The sequence below is a fragment of the Candidatus Ozemobacteraceae bacterium genome (genome assembly GCA_035373905.1).
Taxonomy (GTDB): Bacteria; Muiribacteriota; Ozemobacteria; order Ozemobacterales; family Ozemobacteraceae; genus MWAR01.
This window is the reverse complement of sequence record DAOSOK010000015.1, coordinates 1-25,500: the sequence shown is the minus strand read 5'-3', so window position 1 is coordinate 25,500 and position 25,500 is coordinate 1. Positions and strand designations below refer to the sequence as shown.

Here is a 25,500-nt window from a genome sequence, read left to right as displayed (position 1 = left end):
TCAGACGATGTTCCCCCCCATGAAAATCTGCTCGTTGCCGTTGGCAAGAGCGTGGCCGCACCGGCCGAACGCGGCGACCGCGATCCGGCCTTCGCCCCGGACGATGGCGACCTTGAAGCCGCCGCCGAGGCCGGGGTTGATGACATTGCACTGACTATAAATATCGCGCACCGCGTTACTCACGGCGAACTTTTCGCGCGGATCCTCGCGGATGACCGAGCGCGCGATCGCGGCGACGATCGTCGCTTCCCGCAGCTTGATCGGCAGCTTCTCGGCCGTCGCGCCGACCTGGGTGATGGCGGCCCGGAACCCGGCGCTGGTGACCTTCTGCAGCCAGTATTCTTCCTGCTCGGGATCCCGCGTCATCGCGAGGTAGATAACCGCGCTCTCGGGCGTCAGCTTCTGTTCCGAGCGGTCCTCGACCAGATCCTTCACGATGTCTTTATACGTGACGACCCCGACGAGCTCCTCGGCGTTGTCGAGCACGGGCAGTGCCTCGAGTTCGCTCGCCGAAAGCAGCGCCGCCGCTTCCCGCACCTCGGCGTTGGCGTTGACGACCTTGAACTTCTTGATCATGAACCGGTCGACCTTGTCGTCGACGTCGGCGTCGTTCGCGGTGGCAAGATGCGCCGGCGTCAGCAGCCCGGCGACTTTCCGATACTGATTGAGAACCAGCACGCACTCGGGCTGTCGCAGGATCATGATCTCGCGAAGGCCGAAGAGCGTCTCGCCGCACGCCACCGTGACCGGATTCGGATCCATGATGTCCTTTACCCGGATACCCATTTGATTATCCTCCCTCGGAATACGACGTGCCGCGGCACCTTCTGCCGGTTGATGGCCGCCGTCATGCCGTTATGATTTTTTCGGTCGAATGCGGGCGAAGATCATGCGACCCGCAGCGGTCTGAAGGATGTTCGTGACGGTCGCGGAGACCTTCTGGCCGATCTGGCCGCCGCCGTCCTCGATGACGATCATCGTGCCGTCGGACAGGAAGCCGACGCCCTGGCCGGGCTCCTTGCCCGCCTTCGAGATCTGAATCTCGATCTCCTCGCCGCTGATGAAGATCGGCTTGAGAGCGTTCATCAGTTCATTGAGATTGAGCACACGGATCTGGCTGATTTCCGCAACGCGCTTGAGGTTGTAATCGAGCGTGATCAGGCTCGCGCCCTCGGCTTTCGCGTATTCGATGAGCTTGCCGTCGACTTCCTGCACTTCCGGGAAGTCCCGTTCCGGGACGACGACCTGGTCGGGAAACTCCTTGCGGAGCTTGCTGAGCAGGGTCAGCGCCTGGCGGCCCTTGCTGCGTTTGGTCGGGTCGACGGCGTCGGCGAGGAACTGCATCTCGTTCACGACGAACCGCGGAATGACCAGCTGCCCTTCGATGAATCCGAGCCTGAATAGCTCGACGAAACGCCCGTCGATGATCGCGCTGGTGTCGACGAGCTTCGGCGGCACCGAGAGGCTGGACGTCCGGCTTCGCCGCTCCATCCCCCGGTACCGGTGGCTGATTCTGACGCCGAGATATCCGAACAGAAGATTTATACCAAGAGGTATAGAGAGATACAGCAGGGCGACGAGCGAGTTGAAGTATTTGTTCTCGAAATTGATGTTCACGATGCCGCGATACATGATGAAATACACCGGGATGAACAGGAGGTTCGCGGCGATGAGGCCCAGCAGAAGGCCCAGCGCGCCCCACGTCAGCTCGTAGCTGCTGTTGTTATCGATGCGCTGCTCGATCCAGTCCTGGAGTTCGCGGCCCGCCATCGACATCAGCAGGTAGCCGATGCAGCCGAGGAGGGCGGCGAGCTTGACTTCGGGATAGTCGGTGTCCAGAAAGTTTTCGTACTGCGACGTGACGCCGTACGCCAGCGCGACCCCGGCGACGGTTCCCGTGATGACCAATAGAAATCGCAGAAGCTGAAAAATCATCTCTTGCTCCGAAGGCGGAGAAGGATAGCACGAAGAACCCTCCGAAGCAAATTTCCGACGAAGGCGAGCCCGACAGCACACGTCCCGCTCTGCGCGTCACGCCGGGCTCGCCGTGCCCGCCCGGCGTTTTTTCGCTTGCGTTGCCAAAATGATATCTCTTGCGTCGGGCGGTATGGTATATTGCGTCTCTATACTGGGACGCACATGCAAAACTATTATCAACTCTTCGGTGTGCCGAACTACGCCAGTCTGGACGAGATCCAGAAGGCGTATAACCGCATATACGCGGAACTGTTCACGACCGACAGCCCCCTTTCCAACATTCCCCGCCTGAAAGAACTGAAGGATTCCCTCGATCTGCTGCTCGACCCGGTGCGACGCGAGGAATACGATGCGAAGCTCCGCGAATTCCTTGCCGAGCTCGAAAAGCGGTTCGATGCCGCCACGGAGGCCCTCACCCAGGAGCGGTACCAGGAGTGCATCGATATCCTGAAGGAGTGCATCCGCGCGAATCCGCGCGAGCCGGATTTTTATGAAACGATCGGTCTTGCGTATCAACTCTCGAAGCGGTACGACGACGCTGTGAAGGCGTTCCAGCAGGGGCTGCAGATCGCCCCGAAAAGTCCTTTGTTCAACTGGTATCTCGGCGACCTCTATCGCGGCCTGCGCGACGACGAAAAGGCCGACACGCATTACCTCGACGCCGCCGATGGCTTCAAGAAGCAGCTCGAGGTCGACCCGCGCAATGCCAGGTCGCTCGAGCTGCTTGCCGACACGTACGCCAAGATGAAGTGGTTCGAGGAGTCGCGGGACGTCTACATGCAACTCGTCGAGCAGTATCCCTTCAAGTCCGCCTATCACCGGGACCTCGGCGGCGTGCTGTACGAACTGGAAGATCTCGACGCGGCCGAAGAGCATCTGCTGGAAGCCCTGCGCATCGACGCGACGGATGCGTCGGCGCTTCTGTTTCTCGGCCTCGTCTACTACCGGCGCCGCCTGCTGACGCTGGCGGTGCAGACCCTCGAATCATCGCTCGACCGGAACCCCGACCAGCCCGAAGTCGCCCACCTGATCGAGAAAATCAAGGAAGTCCAGGCCGAGATCGGCCGCACGGTCGAGGAGATCATCTACCAGCCCGAACCCGACGCCGTCGTCGAGGGCACGGTGAAATGGTATAACGTCGATACGGGAATGGGCGTGCTGACCTGCCCCGAGTATGCCGAAGTCCTGCTGCATTTCACCGCCCTCCACCCCGAAGACCAGGAGACTCTCGCCAAGGGCGACGCGGTGCGATTCGGCATCGTGAAGGACAAAATGGGCCCCGTGGCCGTGCAGGTCGAACGGCTCGGCGCCTCTCCCGATTCGGATACCCTTCCGGGCACGATCGTCCGATACGATGCGAATCTTCGCATGGGCATCATCAGGACGATGGGAGACCGCGAGATCATGTTCCCCTTCGCCTCGCTGTCACAGGATCTCATGGAAAAACTCGAGATCGGCCAGGAAGTGCTGTTCGAGACGAAATCCGTCATCGGCCTCTCCGACAAACCGATCGAACAGGCGATCAACATCCGCCCTCGCAGGAAAAAATCCCCTCCAAAGTCCGATTCGCCAACGGCCTCCTGAACGGTTTTTCGGAAAACCCCTTCAGCACACAGGACACAGAGGCTCCGCCGAGGATGATTTCATCTGCCCTGCAGCTGCGGTCCTGAAGGCGAGGCTTTTTTCAACGGAGCATCTGCGTGGTGAGTCCTCCGGCCGATGGTCAATTCTGGCGGGAGGTGAGGCTGAAAAAGGCTTTCTCGAGAGAATTGTCGTGGGGAGCGCACACCTCGGCCAGCGTTCCTGAGGCCCGGAGCATTCCCGAATCGATGATGGCGACATGGGTCACCAGTTTCTCGACGACCTCGAGAACGTGGCTCGAGAACAGAACCGTCGAACCTTCGGCCGTCATGCGGGTCAGCATGGCCCTGCAGTCTTTCGTCGCCTGCGGATCGAGGCCGTTGAACGGCTCGTCGAGCAGCAGCACGGAAGGCTTGTGGATGACGATCCCGGCGAGCGCAAGCTTTTTTTTCATGCCGAAGCTATAGTTAACGGTATATTCTCCTGCCGCCGATTCGAGACCGAAAAACTCGAGCAACTCCCGGATCCGCTGATCGCGCGCTTCCCGCGAAATGCCGCGCATATCAGCGACGAACTCGAGAAACTGCTGCCCCGTCAGATAATCGTACAGAAAGACCTCGTCAGGCAGATACCCGACGCAGGCCCGCACGGCGACGGTATCGTCCGTCACGTCGAGACCCTCGATGCGCGCGCTTCCCGAACTCGGCTGCAGCAGCCCCATCAGCATGCGCAGCGTCGTCGTCTTCCCGGCCCCGTTCGGCCCGAGAAACCCATACATGGCCCCGCGCGGCACGGACAGGGTGAGCCCCGCAACGGCTTCTTTTTCCCCGTATCGCTTCGTCAGGTTCTGAATCTCGATCATCGGTTCCATCATGGCCAACCCCTCGAGCCGTTGCCCTCTCGTCATCGCCATGCGTAGGGGCAGGTTTCAAACCCGCCCGGACGAGGTTGCGAAGGACAAATATCTCTGTGATTCTGTGGTTCGTTGTCTCTCATTTCCGCTCATCATGGCGACGTTTCAAGGTGCGGGCGTAGGCGGCGAGTTCGGGAAACTCTTCGAACGCGGCAAAGGTCGAGGCGTTGTCCCAGAAGTCGCCCAGGGCGCGAAAGCCGGTGTGCTCGTATTCCGATGCCGTGATGAGCATCTCGAGCTTGTCGATGGCGCGCACGAACCGGGCCTCGACCGTCGCGTTGCTCTCGAACTCGGCGAAAAGTTCCTGATACCGCTTTCCTGATTCGCCAAGCGGGGCCGTCATGTCGGCGACCGCCGCCTGTTCGGCCTCGGATTTCTGCGTCCAGTACCGAAGCGCCGTGTAGGGAATATCGCCGACGCGGCATTCGCCCAGTTCATGCGTCATCGCGAGCTCGAGCGCGTGTGCCCGGTCGAGCTTGTGGCTCGTTATCTTGTCGGAAAGCAGCATCGTCAGCAGGGCCACGCCGAACGCGTGGTCGGCGATCGACTCGCAGTCGCGGATTCCCCGCAGCTGCCAGCCGGTGCGGCGGATTTTCTTGAGGTTGAGAAAATCGTGGAACAGCCCGTCGAGTGTCGTCAGATCGATGCTCATGCGTTGTCTCCGTCGTTGATGCGATGCGGTGACATCATACTCGCCCCGCCGGCACGAGGCAATCGACGCAAAAAAGAAGACCGGGGATGTATCCCCGGCCCGAAATAATAAGGAGGCAAACAAAACCACAACCCTTATCGCCCCGATGCGACGTTTTGTTGATACCCCTCACCCCCGACAAATTCAGACATCGCCAAACACTCGCAAACACCTGCGAAGTCATTCGGAGAAATACAGGCTTTGGCATACCGAAAAAAAGTGAAAAAATTTCATCTGGTAATTCGTTGGAGCATGAACGACGGTTTGTTTGCTGATCTCTGGTCACGGTGCTATGGTGCTATAGTGGATACCGGAATACTCAGGGTCATCATCGACGAAGCCGGGGCGCCGGAAACGAACATGGCGGCCGACGAGGCGCTGGCGCGATCGCTGCAGCTGCGCGGCGGCGGGCCGTTCGCCAGGTTCTATCGGTGGAATCCGCCTTCGATGTCGTTCGGATATTTTCAGCCCGTCGAGCGCCTTGTCGATCTGCACGCCGCCGAAGCCGCCGGGATCGGCGTGGTGCGGCGCAAATCGGGCGGCAAGATGGTGTTTCACGCCGACGAGATCACGTTTTCGATCGGAATGCCCTTTTCCCTGCTTCGGAACGGCGCCGCCGGGAGAGGCGATTTCCTGACGTGTTTTCAGGCCGTGATGCGGCCCCTCGTCGATGCTCTCGCGGCCGCCGGAGTTCCTGCGCGGTTTTCGGAAGACCATGAAGTGAAGCCGGGCCGCTCGGATCGCATTCACTGCTACGCCGCGGCGGCCGGTCACTCGGTATACGCCGGGGGAAAGAAACTGATCGGGGCTGCCGGGAGCGTCATGGGAGAAGTTCTCGTCGTCCACGGTTCCCTTCCGATCACTCGACGTGATCTGCCTTCGGCGGTTCTCACGCCGGCGGTCCGGGCTCGAGAGGACGACGCTCGTCAGCCACTCATTTCGGTTCTGACCGATTTCATGTCACCGGCCTCCGTGGCTGATCTGCCGGCACACATCGCTCGCACCATTGCCTCGACATTCGATCTGGAGCTGCTTCCGTCGGAATACGATGACATCGAGCGCCATGAAATCGAGATCCTCAGCCGAGAAAAATACTCCCGCATCGACTGGAAGAGCCTCCCCCCCGAAACCTGGGAATCACGGCTCCAAAAGGCTTTCCCCCGGAACGATTGAGTCCTGCAGAATGAACGACATCCGTTCGCCCTGAGCTCGTCGAAGAGCGAGAGGCTCTCGTGCTTCGACGGGCTCAGCCCGAACGGGAACACTCCTTGGGTTTTTGTTGCGCAGGAATCACTGATTTCACCTCCGCGCGCACGATCGCCCAATACCCGCTGGGGCGATTCGCGAACCGCTCCGTCCCCGATTCGCAACGCCGACGCACAAACGCAAACAGAGCCCAACACCGAAGGATGCAGATAAAGAGCGCGTTCCCGATGAAGGCATTCTCTGCGTTTGCGCGCCTGCGACGAAGACGTTTCTCCGCGTCTCGGAGTCCGGCCGTTATGTGGTTGCATTTGTGGGTGGCATCCATTATCTTTTCTTGGTTATGCCCCAGGCATTCTCTTAGGCAGAGGACTATGTCGGAAATCGAAGTCATTCAGCTCCCGCGCGGCGGCACGCTGATCAAGACGCCGTCAGGGATTCTCCAGGTCGGCGCCACGCCCGAAACGATCAAGGACACGCTGCACCTCCTCGGCGAGGTGCCGGATACGTTCGTCCTGCCGAATCGCCTCTTCAGCACGGAGCGCGGCGTTTCGCTCGCCGACATCGAGTTCCCGGCCTACTACAACTACTTTCTCAAACATCGCAGCATCAAGGTCATCGGCCAGACACACCAGATCGAAACGATCATGGGCGTCCTCAAGGAAGCCGTGCTCGGCCCCGATATCGTTTCCCTCCAGCGGGAATTCCCCTACGGCGTGAATCACGACCTCATTCCCGATCTGCGCGCCGAAATGGAGTTCTTCCGGGCGAAAGACGCCTCCGGCCTCAGGAAAATGGAACTGAGCGACATCGCCACCGGCATCCCGTGGGGCCCCAACAACCGCGTACCGTTCGGAAACCTCGCTCTCGAGCGAACCCCGAAGGGAATGCTCCGCGTGGTCGACGGCGCCCGAGTGCTCGCCGAAGTGCCCCTGGACGTCTCGTTCGGCATCGACCGCGAATTCCCCGAGCGGCATCAGCCGTTCACGCCCCCGCTGTTCGGCGTCACCGTCATCGGCTCCGGCCACGGGTTCGACCCGAAGGAGATGACAAGCGGCTTCATTATCTGGGTGAACCGGCGCGGCATCCTCGTCGATCCGCCCGTCGACTCGACGCTGTGGCTCAAGGCGATGGACATCAACCCGCGCCTTATCGATGACTGCATTCTCACGCATTGTCACGCCGACCACGACTCCGGCATTCTGCAGAAACTCCTCGAAGAGAAAAAAATCAACCTCTATACGACAGAGACCATCCTCGAGAGCTTCGTGCGCAAATACCGCGCTCTGACCGGGCTTTCGCACAAAACGTTCATGGGGCTGTTCCATTTTCATGCGATCACGCTCCAGGTGCCGATCCGCATCCACGGCGGCGAGTTCAGGTTCTTCTACACGCTTCACTCGATCCCGACGATCGGTTTCGAGGTGTATTACCAGGGAAAGAGCTTCGCCTATTCGTCCGACTCGCTGTACGACCCGCCGACCGTGCGGAAGCTGTTCGAGACGAACGTCGTGAACCGGTATCGGATGATCGAGCTGATGAACTTCCCCTGGCACCACACGGTGATTTTCCACGAGGCGGGCATTCCGCCGATTCACACGCCGATCAAGAACCTCGCCGAGCTGCCGGAAAACGTTCAGGAGCGTCTGTTCCTGATTCATGTCTCGGAACGCTCGCTGCCGCCCGGTTCGAAGCTGCGGAAAGCGCCGGCCGGCGCCGACGATACGCTCGTCATTCCCGTCACGCCGCCTGTCAGCACCGAGGCGCTCGAGTATCTCGACGTGCTCAGCCATATCGATCTGTTTTCCGGACTCCCGATCGAGAAAGCGCGCGAGTTCCTTACGCTGGCCAAGGTCGAAACCTTTGCGCCGGGCGACGTCATCTTCAAGCAGGGCACGGTCGGGGACCGTTTCTTCATGGTCGTCAGCGGCCGCGCCTTGGTGCGCCGCAACGGCGATGTGATCAAGACCTACTCGAACAACGATTACTTCGGCGAAACCTCGATGATCCTCAACATGCCCCGGAACGCCGACGTGGTGGCCGAAACCAACCTCAAGGTGCTGGCCATGGATAAATATGACTTCCTCTATTTTATCCGCGGCTCCGAGATCGCCCGCCACATGAAGGTCATCGCAGAGAACCGCGAATACGACACCTGGGGGCTGTTCGACGATACGCCGCTTCTGCGGGGGCTTTCCTCGACCCAGCGGACGCAGCTGCAGGGCATCATGACCAGGCTCGAGATCCCCGCCGGAAGAACGCTCGCGAAGGAAGGAACCGAGCGGGAGGCGTTGTATCTCCTCGACTCCGGCACCATCGTCATGTCGCGTTGCGGACGCAAAGTCGCGAAAGCGCGGCGCGGAAGCATGTTCATGCGCATTTACTCGACCCCGTCGCGCGGACGGCACCGATTCACCCTGACGGCCGACGGCCCGGTGGTGGTGTTCGGCATCGACACGATGGAGTTTTATCGTTTTCTGGAGCACAACCCGGGCGTGTTCCTGTTGCTGCGGGAAGCCAAGATCCGCGCCCAGATCGTCTCCGCCGGGCGTGACCCGCACGACGCGGGGAACGAGCCGTCCGAGCCCGGACAGCGTCGTTCAGGCGAACCCGCCTGAAAGGATACGGTATGATCGACAAATTCCAGGCCGTTCTTCTCGGATACGCCATCGGCGACGCTCTTGCCGCGCCGATCGAGGATGTCATTCGCGACCCCTCGATGGGTCATCAGCGCGTGACCGAATACGTCAAGGCAATGCCGTCGCACCCGATCGCGCATCTCGAGCCCGGCCAGTATTCCGACGAGACCCAGGTGATGCTGATCGTCGCTGAGAGCCTCGTCGAAAAGCGCGGGTTCTCGGTCGATGACCTGACCCAGCGGTTCATCGACTGGTATCAGATGCAGAAACTGCGCACGTCGTGGCGCTTCCCCGGAAACACCATGATGAAGGCCTGTCGCAAACTCGCCTCGGGGATTCCCTGGTCCCAGGCCGGCTTCCCGTCCGCAGGGGTGATCGCCTCGGCCCGCGCCGTTCCTATAGCACTCGCGATGTGGCGTTCACCGGGCATGCTCAAGGATGCCCTCGACAAGTCATGCCGCATCACGCATACCGACCCGCGGGCTGTCGCCGGGGCCATCGTTCTCGCGACCGTCATCCGCATGGGCCTCGAGGGCAGCGAACCGGCGCCCGACGTCGTCGTGAACGCCGCGATCGAACGTTCCCAGGCGTTTGCACCCGAGATCGTCAAACGCCTCAAGACGATGCGGGACGCCCTGCGCGCGGAACCGGCCGTCGCCATGCACCAGATCGGCGTCAGCGGCTTCGCGATGGAGTCCGTACCTGCGGCGTTATACTGGTTCCTCCGACATCCCCGCAAATTCGACGAGATGATCGTGGGCGCGGCCAACGTCGGCGGCGATTCCGATGCGATCGCCGCCATGGCCGGAGCCATGTTCGGAGCCTACAATGGCCTCGCGGCGATCCCCGACCGCTGGACGAAGAAACTCGAAGGCGCCGCCCGCATTCGCCAGCTCGGCTGCGACCTTTACCGTCTTTCCACGCCCCAGAAGTAAGTCTTTTGCCGCATAGACGCGAAGACACTATATATTCATTGATTTGTTTCGTACCTTCCCGGTGACGAAAGGTTGGGTATGTATGACTGATTCGTTGACGCATCTCGATGGCGAGGGGCGTGTGAAGATGGTGGACGTCGGCGGCAAGGCCGTGACGAAGCGACGCGCCGTCGCATTCGGGACGGTGCGAACCGGCGAGCAGGCCCTTGCGCTGCTTCGCGACGGACAGATCGCCAAGGGCGATGCTTGGGCTGCAACGCGGGTGGCGGCCATCATGGCCGCGAAGCGGACGTCCGATCTCATCCCGCTGACGCACCCGATCAGGCTCGATGCCGTGAATCTCACCCTGGCGCCGTACGGAACCGAACGCGTGGCGATCGTCGCCGAAGCCCTGGCGAGCGATCGCACAGGCGTCGAGATGGAGGCCATGACGGCCGTCTCCGTCGCCCAACTGAATCTGTACGATATGGTGAAAGGCGTGTCGAAGGGCGTCACGCTCGAAGGCGCCCGGCTGCTGTTGAAAACGGGCGGCAAAAGCGGCGACTGGCTTGCGGACGGCGTCGAACTCGGCAGGATCGAGAAGCTCGCGACCAGCCGCTCCAAAGGTACGCCCAAGGACCCGATCGACGCCGTGACGATCAAGCTCGGCTTCGGCGTCGAAGGCGATGCGCACGGCGGCGACTGGCATCGTCAGGTTTCCCTGCTCGGCATCGAGAGCATCCGCAAGATGCAGGAAAAAGGGCTGAAGGTCGACTTCGGCTCGTTCGCCGAGAATATCGCCACCTCGGGCATCTGCCTGTACGAACTTCCCGTCGGCTCGCTCCTGTGGACCGGCGGCGGCGTCCTTCTCGAGGTCACTCAGATCGGCAAGGAGTGCCACACGAAGTGCGCCGTCTACCACAAGGCCGGCGACTGCGTCATGCCCCGCGAAGGCATCTTCGCCCGCGTCCTCGCCGGCGGCCCCCTCCACGCGACCGACGCCCTCCTCGCCATACGCGTGAAATGACAAGCCTCACCACGGTGAAGCCCGGTCTTCCGCAAGAACGGCGGACCACGCCCCGCGAAGGAGGCGCCGGAATGACCGCGTCCTGCCGGATTTCCACGATTCGATGAAGTATCTCCTGGCTCTCGATCCGGGTTCCGATAAATGCGGTTACGCAGTTGTCCGATACGATCTTTCCCTTGTCGACAAAGGCGTCGTCTACCTCGCCGAACTGCATCGCACCCTTCAGCGTCTCTGCATCCCCCCCTTGCCCGACGTCATCGTGCTGGGAAGCGGCACCGCCGCAACCGCCGTTTCCGACCTGATCGAAGATCTCGACCTCGGCGTCCCCGTGCGAGCCGGCGAAGAACGCAACTCCACCCGGGAAGCCCGCGACCGCTACTTCCGGGATCACCCCCCCACCGGTTTCTGGCGCCTGGTCCCTCTCGGGCTTCAGGTCCCGCCTGTCCCGGTCGATGACTACGCCGCCCTCATCATCGGCGAGCGGTATATCCTCCAACATCGGCTGAATGAAGGCAACTCCGTTGAATAACGTCGGCTTCAGCAACGCATCCGCAGATTGAAGACCGATGACGATTCAGGCGGACACGCCCTCCCGCCTGCGCATGGTCTCATGGGAATCCTCATTGAGATATAATATGAGCCAGGATGGATAAGAATATCGAACGGTCATTGGCTGCCCTGAACTCCTGGTTTTCGAACCAACATGGCGTTGCTGTCGCCTACTCAGGCGGCATGGACAGCGCCTTCCTGGCCCTTGCGGCAAAACGGGCCATCGGCAAGGCAAGCAGGGCCTTCCTGGTGGTTTCCGAGGTCATGTCGCTCCACGAGATCGACGCGGCCCGCGCCGCGGCCGTTCGCCACGATCTCGATCTCGTCGAAGTCCCCCTGAGCGTCCTTCCCCTGGAGGCCTTCACCGCGCATCCGCCCGACCGATGCTACCATTGCAAGAAGCATGTCTTCACCTCGCTTCTCGGCATCAAACCGGACGGCTGGGTCCTCGCCGACGGTTCGAACGTCGACGACCGCAGCGATCATCGGCCCGGCCGGCGCGCCCTCGCCGAACTGGGCATCGCCAGCCCGCTCGAGCTGGCCGGGTTCGGCAAGCGGGCCATTCGTGAAATCCTGATTTCATGGAACGCCGCCGACCTGGTCAGACCGCCAGGCCCCTGCCTCGCCACACGCATTCCCTTCGGAACGCGCGTGACCGCGGAGATGCTGCAACAGATCCAGGCCGGGGAATCAATCCTCCGGGAGGCCGGGTTCTCCGACTGTCGCCTCCGCCACCTCGGCGCATCAGCCAGGATCGAGGTTCCCCCCGGGGAGGTGGCCCGGGCCGAATCCCTGTTGCCCGACCTGGTCGCAAAATTCAAAGCCCTCGGCTTCACCGCGATCACCGTCGATCCCGCGGGATACCGCAAAGGCGCTATGAATGCCCCTGCCGGCCACCCCCGCCAACCATGTCCGATCTGAACCTCCGGCTTTTTCTTCTTTCTCCGCTCGCGGAAAAAGTGCTTCCGCTCGCCCTCGCCGCGATCCTCGCCCTTGTCGTGTTCCCGCTCCTGTTCAGCCCGGCAGATCCGTCCCGACATCGTCTGCGAATCGGCGTGGTTCTCGGCAGCATCGGAAGTTTTCTGCTCGCCTGGCAGGCGATGTATGTCGACCACGACGAGGTGGAGCACCTTCACTCGGCCTGGCTGATGTCGCAAGGACTTCTGCCATTCCGCGACTTCTGGCAGCACCACCTGCCCACACTCTGGATCCTGATCGCTCCGGCAACCGCGTGGTTCGACGCCGGTTCGAGCCTGGTCGAGACGACGCGGCTCAGCTGTCTCCTGATCGCCGTCGTGACCGGTTTTCTCGCATGGAGAACGAGCGTCTTGATCCATTCCGGAAAACATATATCCTGGTCGGTATTTCTCTTTCTCTGGTCGGCGATGCTGATACCGTTCCAGTGGAACGTCCTCCGTCCCGATCTGGTTTCTGCCCCTCTCGTTCTCACGGGCCTTTTTTTCCTCCTCAACGCCGGCAATGCAATCCCGGGACGCTTTTTGGCGGGCCTGTGTCTCGGCGCCGGCCTGGCGTTCACGCCGAAGCTGCTCCCCCTCGTCGGTTTTGCCGGAGCGGCCGACGTCCTGCATCGACCGTTTCCGCCAATCGGCACGATCGCTCGCAGAGGCCTTGTCATGCTCTGCGGTGTCGCGATCGCTCTCATTCCGCTCCTCGCATGGCTGATCGCTCACGATCTGACGGAACTCTGCCGCCACTGGGCTTTCGCCTTCAATCGGAAACTTCAGGAAATGGTGTTTTCCGACGGAGGCGTCCTGCCCCTCCTCTTTATTATAGCTGCTGTTGTATTTCTATTCGCATACCGCCGCGACGAAACGGAAGACCGGCGCAAGGCGAACATCGTCGGGGGGTGCATTCTCGGCGGAGCGTTGCCGATGCTTCTCAGCCCGGCCAAGGTTCTCTACCATCTGCAACTGGCGGGGATCCTGGTATTGATCGCCTTCGCCCCCGCGGCGACGGATCTGTTTCGGCAACTCGCCGCGAAGCGACGCTATTTTTCCCTGTCGTTCATCTGCGTCCTGTTCGTTCTCCCGGCCCATAGTTACACCCGGCCTTCGGCCTTGTCGCCGTTTTCCGAAGGCTTGATCCAGATGGACATTCTTCAGGCCTATTCGCACAAAGGGAGTGTCAGCCTGATGTTTCCCGCTCACCCGATTCTGGCCCGGAACGCGACGGAGTTCGCTCACGGATGGCTCTGGGAGTTTCTCAAGCTTCCCATCCTTCACGAGGATCTTCGACAGCCGCTTGGAAGCTTCACGGATCAACTCCTGACGAAAAATCCCATCCTCATTTTTCCGCAACGACGCACCTGTTCTCCTTCTGCGGAGACGGAGCGGCACGCCCTGAGCGATCATCTCCTGCAAACGGGGTTTATCGGCAAGGCGGAACGCGATCGTCTCCAGGAGTTTCTCGACCGGCGGTATCGTCTCGTCAACGTCATGAACGGCTGGTTCTGGCTCCGGAACGACATTCCGGAAATATACTAGAAAGGATATCGCTCTCTCACCAGGCCCTCATCCATCTCACTTCCGGTCGAAACGTCGAAATTCACTCTTCGAACGTCACCAAAAAAGAACCGTGCGGCCCGAAGGTCGCACGGTTCTTTTTTGGGGTGCTTACTTGAGGGTGATCTTCGCGCCGGCTTCTTCGAGCTTCTTCTTCATGCTCTCGGCGTCGGCCTTCGGAGCGCCTTCCTTCACGGTCTTCGGGGCGCCGTCGACGAGGTCCTTGGCTTCCTTGAGGCCCAGGCCGGTCAATTCGCGGACGACCTTGATGACGTTGATCTTGTTCGCGCCGGAGTTCTCGAGAACGACGTCGAACTCGGTCTTCTCGGCAGCGGCGGCAGCCGGGGCGGCGGCGCCGACGGCGGCGACGGCAACCGGAGCGGCGGCGGTGACGCCGAACTTGTCTTCCATGGCCTTGACGAGCTCGGAGAGCTCGAGAACCGACATGCTGCCGATAGCTTCCAGGATCTGGTCCTTATTCATTGTTCTAACTCCTTCTTCTTATGCTTGTTGTTCGATGAAATTGAATAATATTGAACGGTATAGATCAGGTTCAGGCTGCGGCCTTTTCCTTCTGCTCTTTGAGGGCCTGCAGGGCATACGCGAACTTGCGGATCGGGCCCTGAGAGACGGAGAGCATGTTCCGGATCGGTCCAACCATGGTGGAGAGCAGCATGCTGAGCATCTGCTGCTTGTTCGGAAGCTTCGAGAGGGCCTCGAGTTCCTTCACGGTGAGGACCTTGTCGCCGAGCAGTCCGGCCTTGAACTGGAACTTCTTGGCCTTTTCCGCGAATTCGAACAGTGCCTTCACGGGCGCCGCTTCGTCGTGATACCCGAAGGTCACGGTGTTTTCGCCGGTCAGGAAGGGTTCGAGCGCCTGGTGCTGCGGATCGTGCAGCGCGCGGCGAGCGAGCTTGTTCTTGACGACCTTCATCTCGTCGCCGAGATTGCGAATGCTCTTGCGGACAGCGTTCATCTCTTCGACGGTGACGCCTTCACATCCGGCCACGATGACGACCTTGGCCTTCGAAAGCTTGTCCTTCAGCTCGTTGATGTAGGTTTCTTTCTGTTTCATATCTGCCATTTTGAGAGTCACCTCCTTCGGTGGCTGTATCGTAATCCGTAATCAAAAAGGGTTTCCGGCCCGAAACCGGAAACCCTTCGTGATACTTCGAGGTTTCACCAGTCTCGGCAGGCCGGCCGACCCTTTCGGATCGAGCCGATTAACGCATCGGACCCGCGTCTACGACTCAGAACTATGCTTCAGGCCGCCGAAGCGGCCGTAAGCGGGAATGCACATCACACGGCGATCTTCTCGACCGTGGCGCGCGCGGCGTTGACATCGAGATCGATGCCAGGGCCCATCGTCGAGCTGATGGTGCAGCCCTTGATGTAGGTCCCCTTCGCGCCGGACGGCTTGGCCTTGTTGATGGCCTGGAAGAAGGTTAGGAAGTTGTCGTGCAGCTTCTTCGCACCGAACGAGGCTTTGCCAATGATCGAGTGGATGATACCGGCCTTCTCGACGCGGTACTGCACCTTACCGGACTTGAGTTCCTGAACCACTTTTCCGATGTCCATGGTCACGGTTCCGACCTTGGGGTTGGGCATCAGGTTGCGGGGGCCCAGAATGCGGCCGAGTTTTCCGACGAACTTCATCATGTCGGGGGTCGCCACGGCGGCATCGAACTCCGTCCAGCCTCCTTCGATCTTGGTAACCAGATCCTGGGCACCAACGAAGTCTGCTCCAGCAGCTTCGGCCTCTTTGGCCTTCTCGCCAGCGGCAAAAACCACGACACGGCAGGTTTTGCCTACGCCATGAGGCAGCACAACGCTGCCACGCAGCTGCTGATCGGCATACTTCGGATCGAGGCCGGTGCGGACGGCGATGTCGACGGTTTCATCGAACTTGGCCGATGCGCAGGCGACTACTTTCTCGAAGGCAGCCTCCGGGGTGAAGACCTGACCCAGGACGACATGCTTTTCCTTCAGAGCTGCAAAACGCTTGGAGTGTTTCGGCATACGGGTAATGTTTTCCTCCTTTCTTCAGGAATGGCCGGCCGTTTCGGGCCGGTTGAATTCGGAATCAGCCAACGACTTCCATGCCCATGCTGCGGGCGGTGCCCTTGACCATGCTGATCGCGGCTTCCATCGAGCCGGCGGTCAGGTCGGGCATCTTGCGCTTGGCGATCTCGGTCACCTGGGCGAGAGTCACCTTGCCGACCTTGGTGCGGCCGGAAGTGGCGTTGCCCTTCTCGATCTTCGCGGCCTTCTTCAGAAGGAACGCCACGGGCGGGGTCTTGGTGATGAAGGTGTAAGACCGATCGCTGTAGACCGTGATGATGACCGGAATGACGGCATCGCCTTCCTTGGACGTTCTGGCATTGAAGTTCTTGCAGAAGTCCATGATGTTGACGCCGTGCTGGCCAAGGGCCGGACCGACCGGGGGAGCCGGGTTTGCCTTGCCGGCGGGAATCTGCAATTTGACGAAACCGGTAACTTTCTTGGCCATGTTCTTGTACTCCTTCGAACGTTAGGGGAGAGCGTCAGGACTCTTCGAGCTGGATGAGATCGACTTCGATTGCGGTGTCGCGTCCGAAGATGAAAACCAGCACCTTGGCCTTGCGCTTTTCCTGGTTGATTTCCTTGATGACACCGATGAAATCCGTGAACGGACCATCGATGATCTTGACCGTCTGCCCCTCGGTGAACCCGATGGGCGTCATGGCAGCCGACCGCTGCGGGCCGATGCCGGCCGTGCGCAGGACGTTCTGCACTTCCTTGTCGTGAAGCGGAGTCGGCTTGTCGCCAAGTCCGACGAACCCGGTGACGCCGGGGGTGTTCTTCACGACCGTCCACGTGTCGTCATCCATGTTCATCTGGACGAGGACGTAGCCGGGGTAAATCTTGCGGGTCTGGGTGACACGCTCACCGTCCTGGACGCGCTCGGCGCTCTCGGTCGGAACGAGCACCTCGAAGATGCGCTCCTGTTTTCCGAGAAGCTGGACGCGGTGTTCCAGGTTGGCCTTGACCTTGTATTCAGACCCGGAATTGGTATGGATCACATACCATTTAGCTCTGGAGATGTTCACAGTCCGACCTTCCCGCCACCCACGATAACCTTCAGCACTTCACCGAACACGACATCGAGAAGGCCGATGAACAGCCCGAGGCCGATGGACGAAATGATGACGACCTTGGTCGAGAGCTTGATGTTCTCGTAGGTCGGCCAGGCGACACGGCCCTTCTCGGGTCGCACTTCGATCCAGACTTCCATCAGATGCCGGGACAGTTCTTTCCAGTAGGTGCGTAACTTATCCATGTGCCCCTCTATATAGTAAGTGATCTTGTATCAAGCAGGGCTGAAGGGAATCGAACCCCTAACCCCCGGTTTTGGAGACCGGTGCTCTGCCAATTGAGCTACAGCCCTAGACGCTGAATCATCTGTACTTTGACGGTAAAACCAGCGTTTGTGTGCGCTGGTTTCATTCCGCTCAGTTCAGAAACGCTTACTTGCCCTCTTTGTGGGGAGTGTGCTTCCGCTCTGCCGGGCAGTATTTGCTCAGCTCGATGCGGTCAGGATCGTTGCGCTTGTTTTTCATGGACGTGTAATTCTTGCGCTTGCAGCTCGTGCACACAAGGTTGATCTGTTCTCGCATAGGACTCCCTCTTTTCGGAACATTCGACCCACGAATCGGGCCGGAAGAGAAACCCCGGGGCGGTTGCCCCACCCCGGGGCTCCGTTATGACTTACTCGGTGATCGAGGCGACAACGCCTGCGCCGACGGTGTGGCCGCCTTCGCGGATGGCGAAGCGGAGACCCTGCTCGCACGCGATCGGGGTGATCAGCTCGCAGATGAACTCGGCGCGATCGCCCGGCATGACCATTTCCTTGCCTTCGCCCAGCTGGACGACGCCGGTGACGTCCGTCGTGCGGAAGTAGAACTGGGGCCGATAGCCACTGAAGAACGGCGTATGGCGGCCACCCTCTTCCTTCGACAGGATGTAGACCTGGGCCTTGAACTTCTTGTGCGGGGTGATGCTCTTCGGCTTGGCCAGGACCATGCCGCGCTCGACTTCTTCCTTGGTGATGCCGCGGAGCAGCAGACCAACGTTGTCGCCGGCCTGACCCTGATCGAGGGTCTTGCGGAACATCTCGACGCCAGTGACGGTCGAGGTTTTGACTTCTTCCATCAGACCGACGATCTCGATGGCATCGCCGACCTTGATCATGCCGCGCTCGATGCGGCCCGTCACGACGGTGCCGCGGCCGGTGATCGTGAACACGTCTTCGACGGGCATCAGGAAGGGCTTGTCGAGTTCGCGCTGCGGCTCGGGAATGTATTCGTCGAGGGTCTTGAGCAGCTTGATGATCGGCTCGGCCGCCGGGCCTTCGCCGCCGGCTTCCATGGCCTTGAGGGCGCTGCCGCGGATGATCGGGGTCTTGTCGCCGGGGAACTCGTACTTGTTGAGCAGATCGCGAACTTCGAGCTCGACGAGGTCGAGCAGCTCGGGATCGTCAACCATGTCGCATTTGTTCAGGAACACGACGATGTAGGGAACGCCGACCTGGCGGGCGAGGAGGACGTGCTCTTTGGTCTGGGGCATCGGGCCGTCGGAGGCGGAAACGACGAGAACCGCTCCATCCATCTGGGCGGCGCCGGTGATCATGTTCTTGATGTAGTCGGCGTGGCCGGGGCAATCCACATGGGCATAGTGCCGGATGTCGGTTTCATACTCGACGTGGCAGGTATTGATCGTGATGCCGCGAGCCTTCTCTTCGGGTGCGGAATCGATCTGATCATAATTCAACGCCTTCCCCTTACCGGCTTTGGCCGAAGTCAGCGTAATGGCAGACGTGAGAGTGGTCTTGCCGTGGTCGATGTGACCGATCGTACCGACGTTGACGTGCGGCTTGGTCCGGGTAAAAGTTTCCTTAGCCATGTGGTCCTCCTGATGATGTATGAGCGATTGAAATAAAAGCCCGCGGCCGGGATTGAACCGGCGACCTCTTGCTTACCATGCAAGTGCTCTACCGACTGAGCTACACGGGCGAGAAATGGATGGGGATGGATTCGAACCACCGTAGGCGCGAGCCAACAGATTTACAGTCTGCCCCCTTTAGCCACTCGGGCACCCATCCAGGTATCTGCACAAGCCGACGATGGGAATCGAACCCACAACCTTCTGATTACAAATCAGATGCTCTGCCAGTTGAGCTACATCGGCATGTTTGCATTACATTGGTCAAAGAACGTACCGGCAAGGCCACCGGTATTTGGCGATTATAAGTGAAGTTCGATCGAATGTCAATATCTATTTTTCGCGGCGACCGCGGACCGCAAAACCCTTCTGTCGCAAGACTTCGAACAGCGCAACCGCTGTACTGACGGAAACATTCAGCGAAGGCGTTTTTCCGCTCAGCGGAATCGACACACACTCGTCGCACGCACCTCCGATGCGGACTCCCAGCCCGACATCCTCTCCGCCTGCCACGAGCATCACCCGCCCCGTGTACCGGATTTCGTCATACCGTTTCGGCGCCGCCCCGTCGAGGCCAATGACCCAGAATCCGCGCTTTTTCGCGGCTTCGATCGCCACGCCAAGATTCACCACCTTCGCCACCGGCAGATGGGAAGCGGCCCCCTGAGCTGTACGGAGCGCGCCGCCCGTCATGGCCGCGGCACGCTCTCTCGGAATCACGATTCCCGAGGCGCCGGAGGCCTCGACGGTGCGGACCACGGCCCCGAGATTGCGCGGATCCTCGACGTGGTTCAGCGCCACGAGAACCGCCTCAGGATCCTTTTCGCATTCGTCGAGAAGCGCGTCGAACTCGGCATACTCGAACGCCCCCGTCTTCGCCGCGACGCTCTGCGTATCGTCACCAAAGCGGCGCCGAAACGCCTGGACAGGGATCACCTGCAGTTTCAGCTTTCGCCGATGGGCCTCCTCGCGAATCTCCCGGATCGCCTCTCCATGTGCCGAATCGGCAATGACGACCGCCTCGATCGGGCGATTCGCCCGGAGCAGCTCGATCACCTCATGCCGGCCGACGACCCACATCGAATCGTCTTCGCCGCCCTCCTGCGCCGTCTCTAGCGACGGCCGGACATGCCGGGGCTTCTCGAACCGGTGCGCATCACGATCGCCGCGATGCCCCTCGAAATCGCCCGGCTTCCGAACTTCGCCTTGCTTCTTGAACCCATGCCTCTTTCCCTGCTCGTCGCCCTCGCGCCGGGGACCGCGGTCCCTGCGTCCGAACTCGCCTCCGGCCCGGCGGCCGTCACCGCGCCGCGGAGATTCGTATCCGTCACGGCCACCGTGCGGCTTTCCTGTCTCGCCGGCTTCACGCGGCTCGCGGAATTCGCGAATCTCACGGGGTTCGCGTGATTCGCGAGGCTCGTATTCATCTCGCTTTTTGCGTTGAGGAGGACCGTCGTTCGCGGATTGGCCGCCGTGTTTCTTGTGATGGCCCTGCTTTTCGCTCCACCACTCGGTCTTTTTCTGTCCACGCGCTCCGTGAGCGGGGCCATCGGAACGGCGGGAGCCTGGGTTGAAGCGTTTCGAGCGGTCGTTACTCATCGGAATCTCCTTCTTCATCTGCCGGCGGCGCCGGCTCGGGCGGGGTCACGAGTTCGAACAACTCGTCCAGGCGGGAATCCTGGCCGGTCAGGAACAGATAGCCCACCCATGCTTCGAGCGCCGTCGCGCGCGCGTAGGTGAGCCGGTCCATCCGGGGTCCGCGATACGGCATCTTGGCGTTGCGCCACCGGCGGAGCAGCTCCTGCTCCTCGGGGGAAACGCGCTCCCAGACGGTTTCGAACATGCGCGCCTGATTGGGGGCGCACACGAGTTTGACGACGGACGAGTGCAGGTGGCCGGCATCGTCGGTGCCGCTTTCCACGTGGCGAAGCCGGTTTCCCAGCTCGAACACGCAGTCGCCGATATAGGCGAGTGTGCGCGCGGTCAGTTTCTCTGCCCGTCGTTTTTCCCAGGGGCGGGAAAACGTGAATTTCAGGGTTTCGGCAAGGTTTTCCGCAACGGTCACGCGCGCCGCCAGCGGGCGCCGTCCCGCGTATCTTCGATCATGATGCCGGCGGCCTTGAGCCGATCGCGGATCTGGTCGGCGAGATCGTAGCGCTTGCTCGTCTTCATCTCTTTCCGCAGGTCGAGGATGATGCCCATCAGAGGGTCGATGTCGACGCCGCCGGCGGCACCTCCCTGGACGGGCGGCAGAATGCCGAGCACATCGCCGCCCCAGTCGCGAAGTATATCTAGAGCTTTATTTGCCGCTCCGGAGGAAACGCCGCCGGCCATCAGGCGGTTCGCCGTCGTCACGAACGTATACAGGTGCGCGATGGCGCCTGGGGTATCGAGATCGTCGTCGAGGGCTTCGCCGACGGCGTTCGCCGTCGTTTCGACGGCTTCGAGGAACGCCACGTCCTGCGCGCCGGCCGCCACGCCCTGTTTCGCGAGCGCGTCGAGAGCGGCATGGAGCTGGCCGAGCCGCTGGAGACCAGTCGCGGCGGCGCCGATCGCCTCTTCCGTGTAGTTGCTGGGCGAACGGTAATGGGTCGAGAGAATGAAGACGCGGATCGCCTCGGGACTGTGCCGCTCGAGCAGGTCCTCGCAGGTGCGGAAGTTGCCGAGAGATTTGCCCATCTTCACGCCGTCGACGGTGACCATGTTGTTATGGACCCAGTAGCGGGCGAATGGTTTGCCGGTTACGGCTTCGCTTTGTGCGATCTCGCACTCGTGGTGCGGAAACATGTTCTCGAGGCCGCCGCCATGGATGTCGAACGTCTCGCCCAAATACTTGGTGCTCATGACCGAGCACTCGATGTGCCAGCCGGGATACCCGGGGCCCCAGGGCGAGTTCCATTGCAGAATGTGATCTGGCTCGGCACGCTTCCAAAGTGCGAAATCCTGGGGATTGCGCTTGTCGGAACGGGCCTCGACGCGCACAGCCTCGCGCAGTTCGTCGATCGTACGACCTGAAAGTTTGCCGTAATGCTTGAAGGAGGCGACGTCGAAATACACGTTCCCGTCGGAAACGTAGGCATGGCCTTTCTCGACGAGCTTCCGGACGGCTTCGATCTGCTCGCCGACGTGCTGGGACGCCCGCACGTAGAAACTCGGATGCGCCACACGGAGTCGTTCCATATCATGCATATACTGGAACATGCACTTGTCGACGATCTCGTAAGGGTGGACGCGGTCGATGCGCGCCTGGCGCTGGATCTTGTCCTCGCCGGCATCGGCGTTGTCGGTCAAATGGCCAACGTCGGTGATGTTCTGCACATAGCGCACATTGAAGCCGCGCTTCCGAAGATGCTTCACAAGAACATCGAAAGTTATATAGCTCTTTGCATGGCCCAGATGCGGCGGCCCGTAGACGGTCGGGCCGCAGACATAGATGCCTACATGCCCCTCCACCAGCGGGACGAATTTCTCTTTGGTGCGACTCATCGTATTGTACAGCATCAGATCCATGGTCATGTCTCCGTGGAAATCAAATTCGCGAAGTCTCGAAGGTTCGTGATGATACCACATCCTCCGCCCCTTTCACTCTTCAAACTTCCCGATTCGGGAATTCCCCGAAGAGGGATTGGCGAAACGGGTCACCCTGCCGATAGATGGGGTATGACGTCTGCAAAAAAAACGGGCAGAAACCCGATCATCGAGGCCGTGCTCGACCAGCTCGCGGCCGGCGTGCCCATGGAAGAGGTCAAGCGGCGTTTCAACCTTTCCCAGCGAGACATCATCCAGGCGGCGATGTACGGGGTGGCCGAGCTGCGCGAGGAGTATATGAAGCTGCTGGCGAACAAGCTTCTCAAATCGAAATGACGCCGCATCGCGCCGCGGGGTATACTTACCGGGAACCAGGCCGTTCAAAGAAATCATAGAGAACACGATGGGGATCATCCGATGTCCGCACCCGACGAACTGAAGCAACGTATCATTCGCCAGTATGGCTTTGCACTCAGGGATCCGAACCCGAGCATCCGCTTTCTGGCACTCGAAGGCCTACAGACATACCCACAGGAGTTCGACGGCGAGCTGATTCTCCCTCTGCTGAACGACTCCGACCGGTTCGTGAAATGGAAGGCCATCCAGCTCTGCGGTGTCATCGGCCTGAAAAACTCGTATCAGCCCCTCGTGAAAGCCCTTTCTTCCGCCGACCTCAGCACGAGGCTGTTTGCCGTCCATTCGCTTGCCCTGAGCGGCGATCCTGCGTTCCTGCCAGCGCTGATTCAGACGGCACAGAGCGAACTCTCACCGAAACTCCGCCAGACGCTCGTCAGGGCATTGCATTATTTCGGCGAGCACGTCCCCTGGGACTTCTTGGCCAAGGCGAGCCGCGATCCGGATATCGGCGTGCGCATCGACGCGGCGCTCGTCCTCGGCTACCTCGCCCCCCTCGAACCGGCCTGCAACGTGCTCATCAACCTGCTCGAGTCCGAAGACAACAACAACGTCTTCGCGACCGCGCTTCTCTCGCTCGGCAAATACCGCAAACAGCCTCTGGTCGCCTATTTCCAGCACAGCCTCCTCCATTCCGAAGCACGAATCCGTGCGAACGCGATCGAGGCACTCGGCCAGCTGCCGTTCCCGCTGATCGAAGTGATTGTGACTCCCTTCCTGCGAGACCCATCGAACCGGGTCAAGGCGAACGTCATGTGCATTTTTTACGACAACGGCTTTGGCGACCGGATCAGCGCAGAGCTCGATCGGTTCATGCTCTCGCCGAACCGCTGGGAGCGCTCGAGCGGCGCCTGGCTTGCCGGCACCTACAGGATAGCGCAGGCTGTCCGGCAGCTGATCCGGATGCTGTCCGACGAAGAGGGAGTCGTCGCGGGCCGAAGCGCCTGGGCCATCGGCCAGATCCGCGCCCCGAACAGCTTCAACGGCCTCGCCGCCGCATACAACACCGCCACGCAGTGGGCGCTGACACACTTCATCAAAGCGATGGGCGAAGTCGCGGCGCCAGGGGACGCTCCGCGGATCATCATGATGTGGAGCAAGGAGCGCAGCCCGGTGCTGAGAGCCCAGTTCATCGACCTTCTGTCGAAGCTTCGCAGCGCCGAGTTCAGGCAGTATGCGGCGCCCCTGGCCGGCGATGCCGACCACAACATCCGTGCCGCATCGTACCGGTATCGCGCGGCAATCGACGGCGCGAAGGCGAACGACACCCTGTTCAAGGGGTTGAATGATCAGAACGAGGCCGTCCGCGCGGCCTGCGGCGAGCTGATGCTCAGGCAGGGCGACTTCCGGGCCCTCAAGACGATGGCCGAACTGCTCAACGACAATGACAAGCTGCTCCGCGTGCAGAAGGCGTATTCCCTGCGCGAAGCGGCCTGGCTCGCCCAGAAACAGAAGGCATCGACGATGCCGCCGGCGGCTGGATGACTGCTCCGCCTGAAACAAAGCGCCTCCCGGTGCTCATGGGCATTCCGGGAGGCGTCGGTTCGGTCTGCGGAAATTATTCGGACAGGTAACCGTAGACGTAGCCGGCAAACGCGGCCAGACTGATGATCATTGCCCACCAGATGAAACGGAATATCGACATACGGCCTCCGATGTGAAATGTGGTCTGCTGAACCGATAGTAACATAGGGACCCGGTGACGTCAAAAACAGGACGATGAACGATGCAGAAACGCTTTGACACTGAATGGAACTTCCGGAAATGGCTTGCAGTGCTGCTTCTTGGCCCTGCGCTTCCGGCCTTCGCGCAGTTCGACGACACGAATATTCTCGTCGAGGAGGCCGTCAACCATATATATCAACAGCGATACAAGCAGGCCCACCAGTGCCTGCAGCGAGCCTACGAGCGGTCTCCCCGTCATCCCGGCGTGCATTTCAACCTGGCCCGTGTATTCGAGCTGACCGGGAACTTCCAGGAGGCGCTCAAGGAATACCAGCTCGCGGCCGTCCTCGACCCATCGATGGTCGCTGCACGACGCGGCATCGCCCGATGCACCGTCGATATGAAACGGCAGCGCGGGGAAGAACAGGCCGCGGTGCTCGACCGGGCTGCGCAGGAACGGGCGGGCCGGAACCGGCAACCGCAGCGAGAATCCTCCTCCCAACAAGCCCGGGCACCGGTCGTAACCCAGCCCTACACGCCGGATCTGCCGGTCCTGCCGCCGGCCCGGCAACCACAACAACAGGCACCCGTCTCGCTTCCGGCGATGCCGCCATCGACTCAGCTTCCTCCCACCGAAAGCCTCCGGGTGCCGCCGCTTCCGCCGCAGGCCGCCCAGAAAGCGAAGGAAAGCCTCAAAACCGGCGCCGAGTCGCGCGCCGAGGAGTTCATCGAGCGTGGCCGGTATCAGCAGGCGATCGACCTTCTCGAGTCCCTTCTCGAGAATGATGCCGACAACCCCCGCCTGCACTACCTTCTCGGCAAGGCCTACAGCCTGAAAGGCGACCTGTTCGCCGCCATCAAGCACCTGGAAGAGGCGATCAGGGTCGACGAGCATTT

General features: G+C 60.8%; 27 protein-coding genes and 4 tRNA genes. 12 read left to right on the top strand and 19 right to left on the bottom strand.

Annotated elements, in window-relative coordinates:
• Positions 1-786: a HutP family protein gene (locus PLU72_09015; GenBank protein ID HOT28317.1), complete on the bottom strand. Its 786-nt coding sequence runs from the start codon at positions 784-786 to the stop codon at positions 1-3.
• A gap of 69 nt (positions 787-855) precedes the next feature.
• Entirely contained in the window at positions 856-1,935 is a 1,080-nt protein-coding gene (locus PLU72_09010) for a PIN/TRAM domain-containing protein (protein ID HOT28316.1), read from the bottom strand.
• Between the two features lie 204 nt (positions 1,936-2,139).
• Here PLU72_09010 and PLU72_09005 point away from each other — a divergent pair, with 204 nt between their 5' ends.
• Positions 2,140-3,561 (top strand): tetratricopeptide repeat protein, encoded by a 1,422-nt coding sequence (locus PLU72_09005; GenBank protein HOT28315.1) that lies wholly within the window; start codon positions 2,140-2,142, stop codon positions 3,559-3,561.
• Between the two features lie 139 nt (positions 3,562-3,700).
• Here the strand turns inward: PLU72_09005 and PLU72_09000 are convergent, their stop codons facing one another.
• Positions 3,701-4,432, bottom strand: coding sequence for an ABC transporter ATP-binding protein (locus PLU72_09000; GenBank protein HOT28314.1), 732 nt, complete (start codon positions 4,430-4,432; stop codon positions 3,701-3,703).
• 118 nt (positions 4,433-4,550) lie between these two features.
• On the bottom strand, positions 4,551-5,123 hold the full coding sequence (locus PLU72_08995; protein ID HOT28313.1) for an HD domain-containing protein: 573 nt from the start codon (positions 5,121-5,123) through the stop codon (positions 4,551-4,553).
• 342 nt (positions 5,124-5,465) lie between these two features.
• Here PLU72_08995 and PLU72_08990 point away from each other — a divergent pair, with 342 nt between their 5' ends.
• The 7 genes from PLU72_08990 to PLU72_08960 all read left to right on the top strand — a co-directional run bounded on the left by PLU72_08990 (position 5,466) and on the right by PLU72_08960 (position 13,998).
• On the top strand, positions 5,466-6,335 hold the full coding sequence (locus PLU72_08990) for a biotin/lipoate A/B protein ligase family protein (GenBank protein HOT28312.1): 870 nt from the start codon (positions 5,466-5,468) through the stop codon (positions 6,333-6,335).
• 404 nt (positions 6,336-6,739) lie between these two features.
• Positions 6,740-8,983, top strand: a complete 2,244-nt coding sequence (locus tag PLU72_08985) for a cAMP/cGMP-dependent 3',5'-cyclic-AMP/GMP phosphodiesterase (protein ID HOT28311.1) — start codon at positions 6,740-6,742, stop codon at positions 8,981-8,983.
• Positions 8,984-8,994: 11 nt separating this feature from the next.
• Positions 8,995-9,939 (top strand): ADP-ribosylglycohydrolase family protein, encoded by a 945-nt coding sequence (locus PLU72_08980; protein HOT28310.1) that lies wholly within the window; start codon positions 8,995-8,997, stop codon positions 9,937-9,939.
• Between the two features lie 82 nt (positions 9,940-10,021).
• The gene (moaC, locus tag PLU72_08975; GenBank protein HOT28309.1) at positions 10,022-10,945 is read left to right on the top strand and encodes a cyclic pyranopterin monophosphate synthase MoaC; all 924 of its coding nucleotides are present in this window, start codon (positions 10,022-10,024) and stop codon (positions 10,943-10,945) included.
• A 103-nt stretch (positions 10,946-11,048) separates the two neighbouring features.
• A complete protein-coding gene (locus PLU72_08970; protein ID HOT28308.1) occupies positions 11,049-11,474 on the top strand; it encodes a hypothetical protein in 426 nt (141 codons plus the stop codon).
• A gap of 116 nt (positions 11,475-11,590) precedes the next feature.
• The gene (locus tag PLU72_08965) at positions 11,591-12,415 is read left to right on the top strand and encodes an ATP-dependent sacrificial sulfur transferase LarE (protein ID HOT28307.1); all 825 of its coding nucleotides are present in this window, start codon (positions 11,591-11,593) and stop codon (positions 12,413-12,415) included.
• Positions 12,403-13,998: a hypothetical protein gene (locus PLU72_08960; GenBank protein ID HOT28306.1), complete on the top strand. Its 1,596-nt coding sequence runs from the start codon at positions 12,403-12,405 to the stop codon at positions 13,996-13,998. The genes PLU72_08965 and PLU72_08960 overlap by 13 nt, the downstream gene beginning before the upstream one ends.
• 129 nt (positions 13,999-14,127) lie before the next feature.
• On the opposite strand, the gene rplL is transcribed toward PLU72_08960, so the two are convergent.
• The 13 genes from rplL to rlmB all read right to left on the bottom strand — a co-directional run bounded on the left by rplL (position 14,128) and on the right by rlmB (position 20,076).
• Positions 14,128-14,499 (bottom strand): 50S ribosomal protein L7/L12, encoded by a 372-nt coding sequence (gene rplL / locus PLU72_08955; protein HOT28305.1) that lies wholly within the window; start codon positions 14,497-14,499, stop codon positions 14,128-14,130.
• Positions 14,500-14,569: 70 nt separating this feature from the next.
• Positions 14,570-15,100 carry a 50S ribosomal protein L10 gene (gene rplJ, locus PLU72_08950; GenBank protein HOT28304.1) on the bottom strand — a complete coding sequence of 177 codons (531 nt, stop codon included), beginning with the start codon at positions 15,098-15,100 and terminating at the stop codon, positions 14,570-14,572.
• Between the two features lie 215 nt (positions 15,101-15,315).
• Complete coding sequence (rplA, locus tag PLU72_08945) at positions 15,316-16,035, bottom strand: 50S ribosomal protein L1 (protein ID HOT28303.1); 720 nt, start codon at positions 16,033-16,035, stop codon at positions 15,316-15,318.
• A gap of 64 nt (positions 16,036-16,099) precedes the next feature.
• Positions 16,100-16,525 (bottom strand): 50S ribosomal protein L11, encoded by a 426-nt coding sequence (gene rplK / locus PLU72_08940; GenBank protein HOT28302.1) that lies wholly within the window; start codon positions 16,523-16,525, stop codon positions 16,100-16,102.
• Between the two features lie 34 nt (positions 16,526-16,559).
• A complete protein-coding gene (gene nusG, locus PLU72_08935; protein ID HOT28301.1) occupies positions 16,560-17,105 on the bottom strand; it encodes a transcription termination/antitermination protein NusG in 546 nt (181 codons plus the stop codon).
• A complete protein-coding gene (secE, locus tag PLU72_08930; GenBank protein HOT28300.1) occupies positions 17,102-17,335 on the bottom strand; it encodes a preprotein translocase subunit SecE in 234 nt (77 codons plus the stop codon). The genes nusG and secE overlap by 4 nt, the downstream gene beginning before the upstream one ends.
• Positions 17,336-17,370: 35 nt before the next feature.
• A tRNA-Trp gene (locus tag PLU72_08925) sits at positions 17,371-17,443 on the bottom strand.
• A gap of 79 nt (positions 17,444-17,522) precedes the next feature.
• Positions 17,523-17,672 carry a 50S ribosomal protein L33 gene (gene rpmG, locus PLU72_08920; GenBank protein HOT28299.1) on the bottom strand — a complete coding sequence of 50 codons (150 nt, stop codon included), beginning with the start codon at positions 17,670-17,672 and terminating at the stop codon, positions 17,523-17,525.
• 91 nt (positions 17,673-17,763) lie between these two features.
• On the bottom strand, positions 17,764-18,957 hold the full coding sequence (gene tuf / locus PLU72_08915; protein ID HOT28298.1) for an elongation factor Tu: 1,194 nt from the start codon (positions 18,955-18,957) through the stop codon (positions 17,764-17,766).
• Between the two features lie 37 nt (positions 18,958-18,994).
• Positions 18,995-19,067, bottom strand: a tRNA-Thr gene (locus PLU72_08910).
• A gap of 6 nt (positions 19,068-19,073) precedes the next feature.
• A tRNA-Tyr gene (locus tag PLU72_08905) sits at positions 19,074-19,156 on the bottom strand.
• Between the two features lie 13 nt (positions 19,157-19,169).
• A tRNA-Thr gene (locus PLU72_08900) sits at positions 19,170-19,242 on the bottom strand.
• An 87-nt stretch (positions 19,243-19,329) separates the two neighbouring features.
• Positions 19,330-20,076 carry a 23S rRNA (guanosine(2251)-2'-O)-methyltransferase RlmB gene (gene rlmB / locus PLU72_08895; protein HOT28297.1) on the bottom strand — a complete coding sequence of 249 codons (747 nt, stop codon included), beginning with the start codon at positions 20,074-20,076 and terminating at the stop codon, positions 19,330-19,332.
• A gap of 48 nt (positions 20,077-20,124) precedes the next feature.
• On the opposite strand from rlmB, the gene PLU72_08890 reads away from it, so the two are divergent.
• Positions 20,125-20,403 (top strand): hypothetical protein, encoded by a 279-nt coding sequence (locus PLU72_08890; protein ID HOT28296.1) that lies wholly within the window; start codon positions 20,125-20,127, stop codon positions 20,401-20,403.
• Between the two features lie 184 nt (positions 20,404-20,587).
• On the opposite strand, the gene PLU72_08885 is transcribed toward PLU72_08890, so the two are convergent.
• Positions 20,588-21,061: a ribonuclease III domain-containing protein gene (locus tag PLU72_08885; protein HOT28295.1), complete on the bottom strand. Its 474-nt coding sequence runs from the start codon at positions 21,059-21,061 to the stop codon at positions 20,588-20,590.
• Positions 21,058-22,506: a cysteine--tRNA ligase gene (cysS, locus tag PLU72_08880; GenBank protein HOT28294.1), complete on the bottom strand. Its 1,449-nt coding sequence runs from the start codon at positions 22,504-22,506 to the stop codon at positions 21,058-21,060. The genes PLU72_08885 and cysS overlap by 4 nt, the downstream gene beginning before the upstream one ends.
• Before the next feature lie 150 nt (positions 22,507-22,656).
• Between cysS and PLU72_08875 the strand changes: the two genes are divergently transcribed.
• From PLU72_08875 to PLU72_08865, 3 genes are all read left to right on the top strand, one after another.
• Entirely contained in the window at positions 22,657-22,860 is a 204-nt protein-coding gene (locus PLU72_08875) for a hypothetical protein (protein HOT28293.1), read from the top strand.
• Positions 22,861-22,941: 81 nt separating this feature from the next.
• Positions 22,942-24,423 (top strand): HEAT repeat domain-containing protein, encoded by a 1,482-nt coding sequence (locus PLU72_08870; GenBank protein ID HOT28292.1) that lies wholly within the window; start codon positions 22,942-22,944, stop codon positions 24,421-24,423.
• A gap of 241 nt (positions 24,424-24,664) precedes the next feature.
• Positions 24,665-25,500: tetratricopeptide repeat protein (locus PLU72_08865; protein HOT28291.1), on the top strand; the 836-nt coding region annotated here is incomplete at its 3' end.

What these genes read in the sequence shown, in the direction of transcription:
- PLU72_09010 (HOT28316.1), bottom strand. Translation starts at nt 1,935, where the DNA reads ATGATTTTTCAGCTTCTGCGATTTCTATTGGTCATCACGGGAACCGTC.
- tuf (HOT28298.1), bottom strand. Translation starts at nt 18,957, where the DNA reads ATGGCTAAGGAAACTTTTACCCGGACCAAGCCGCACGTCAACGTCGGT.
- rlmB (HOT28297.1), bottom strand. Translation starts at nt 20,076, where the DNA reads ATGTGGGTCGTCGGCCGGCATGAGGTGATCGAGCTGCTCCGGGCGAAT.
- PLU72_08965 (HOT28307.1), top strand. Translation starts at nt 11,591, where the DNA reads ATGGATAAGAATATCGAACGGTCATTGGCTGCCCTGAACTCCTGGTTT.
- secE (HOT28300.1), bottom strand. Translation starts at nt 17,335, where the DNA reads ATGGATAAGTTACGCACCTACTGGAAAGAACTGTCCCGGCATCTGATG.
- PLU72_08980 (HOT28310.1), top strand. Translation starts at nt 8,995, where the DNA reads ATGATCGACAAATTCCAGGCCGTTCTTCTCGGATACGCCATCGGCGAC.
- moaC (HOT28309.1), top strand. Translation starts at nt 10,022, where the DNA reads ATGACTGATTCGTTGACGCATCTCGATGGCGAGGGGCGTGTGAAGATG.
- PLU72_09000 (HOT28314.1), bottom strand. Translation starts at nt 4,432, where the DNA reads ATGATGGAACCGATGATCGAGATTCAGAACCTGACGAAGCGATACGGG.
- PLU72_08995 (HOT28313.1), bottom strand. Translation starts at nt 5,123, where the DNA reads ATGAGCATCGATCTGACGACACTCGACGGGCTGTTCCACGATTTTCTC.
- PLU72_08870 (HOT28292.1), top strand. Translation starts at nt 22,942, where the DNA reads ATGTCCGCACCCGACGAACTGAAGCAACGTATCATTCGCCAGTATGGC.
- rplL (HOT28305.1), bottom strand. Translation starts at nt 14,499, where the DNA reads ATGAATAAGGACCAGATCCTGGAAGCTATCGGCAGCATGTCGGTTCTC.
- PLU72_08960 (HOT28306.1), top strand. Translation starts at nt 12,403, where the DNA reads ATGTCCGATCTGAACCTCCGGCTTTTTCTTCTTTCTCCGCTCGCGGAA.
- PLU72_08985 (HOT28311.1), top strand. Translation starts at nt 6,740, where the DNA reads ATGTCGGAAATCGAAGTCATTCAGCTCCCGCGCGGCGGCACGCTGATC.
- rpmG (HOT28299.1), bottom strand. Translation starts at nt 17,672, where the DNA reads ATGCGAGAACAGATCAACCTTGTGTGCACGAGCTGCAAGCGCAAGAAT.
- PLU72_08970 (HOT28308.1), top strand. Translation starts at nt 11,049, where the DNA reads ATGAAGTATCTCCTGGCTCTCGATCCGGGTTCCGATAAATGCGGTTAC.
- rplJ (HOT28304.1), bottom strand. Translation starts at nt 15,100, where the DNA reads ATGGCAGATATGAAACAGAAAGAAACCTACATCAACGAGCTGAAGGAC.
- cysS (HOT28294.1), bottom strand. Translation starts at nt 22,506, where the DNA reads ATGGATCTGATGCTGTACAATACGATGAGTCGCACCAAAGAGAAATTC.
- rplK (HOT28302.1), bottom strand. Translation starts at nt 16,525, where the DNA reads ATGGCCAAGAAAGTTACCGGTTTCGTCAAATTGCAGATTCCCGCCGGC.
- PLU72_09015 (HOT28317.1), bottom strand. Translation starts at nt 786, where the DNA reads ATGGGTATCCGGGTAAAGGACATCATGGATCCGAATCCGGTCACGGTG.
- PLU72_09005 (HOT28315.1), top strand. Translation starts at nt 2,140, where the DNA reads ATGCAAAACTATTATCAACTCTTCGGTGTGCCGAACTACGCCAGTCTG.
- PLU72_08890 (HOT28296.1), top strand. Translation starts at nt 20,125, where the DNA reads ATGCCGGGGCTTCTCGAACCGGTGCGCATCACGATCGCCGCGATGCCC.
- rplA (HOT28303.1), bottom strand. Translation starts at nt 16,035, where the DNA reads ATGCCGAAACACTCCAAGCGTTTTGCAGCTCTGAAGGAAAAGCATGTC.
- PLU72_08875 (HOT28293.1), top strand. Translation starts at nt 22,657, where the DNA reads ATGACGTCTGCAAAAAAAACGGGCAGAAACCCGATCATCGAGGCCGTG.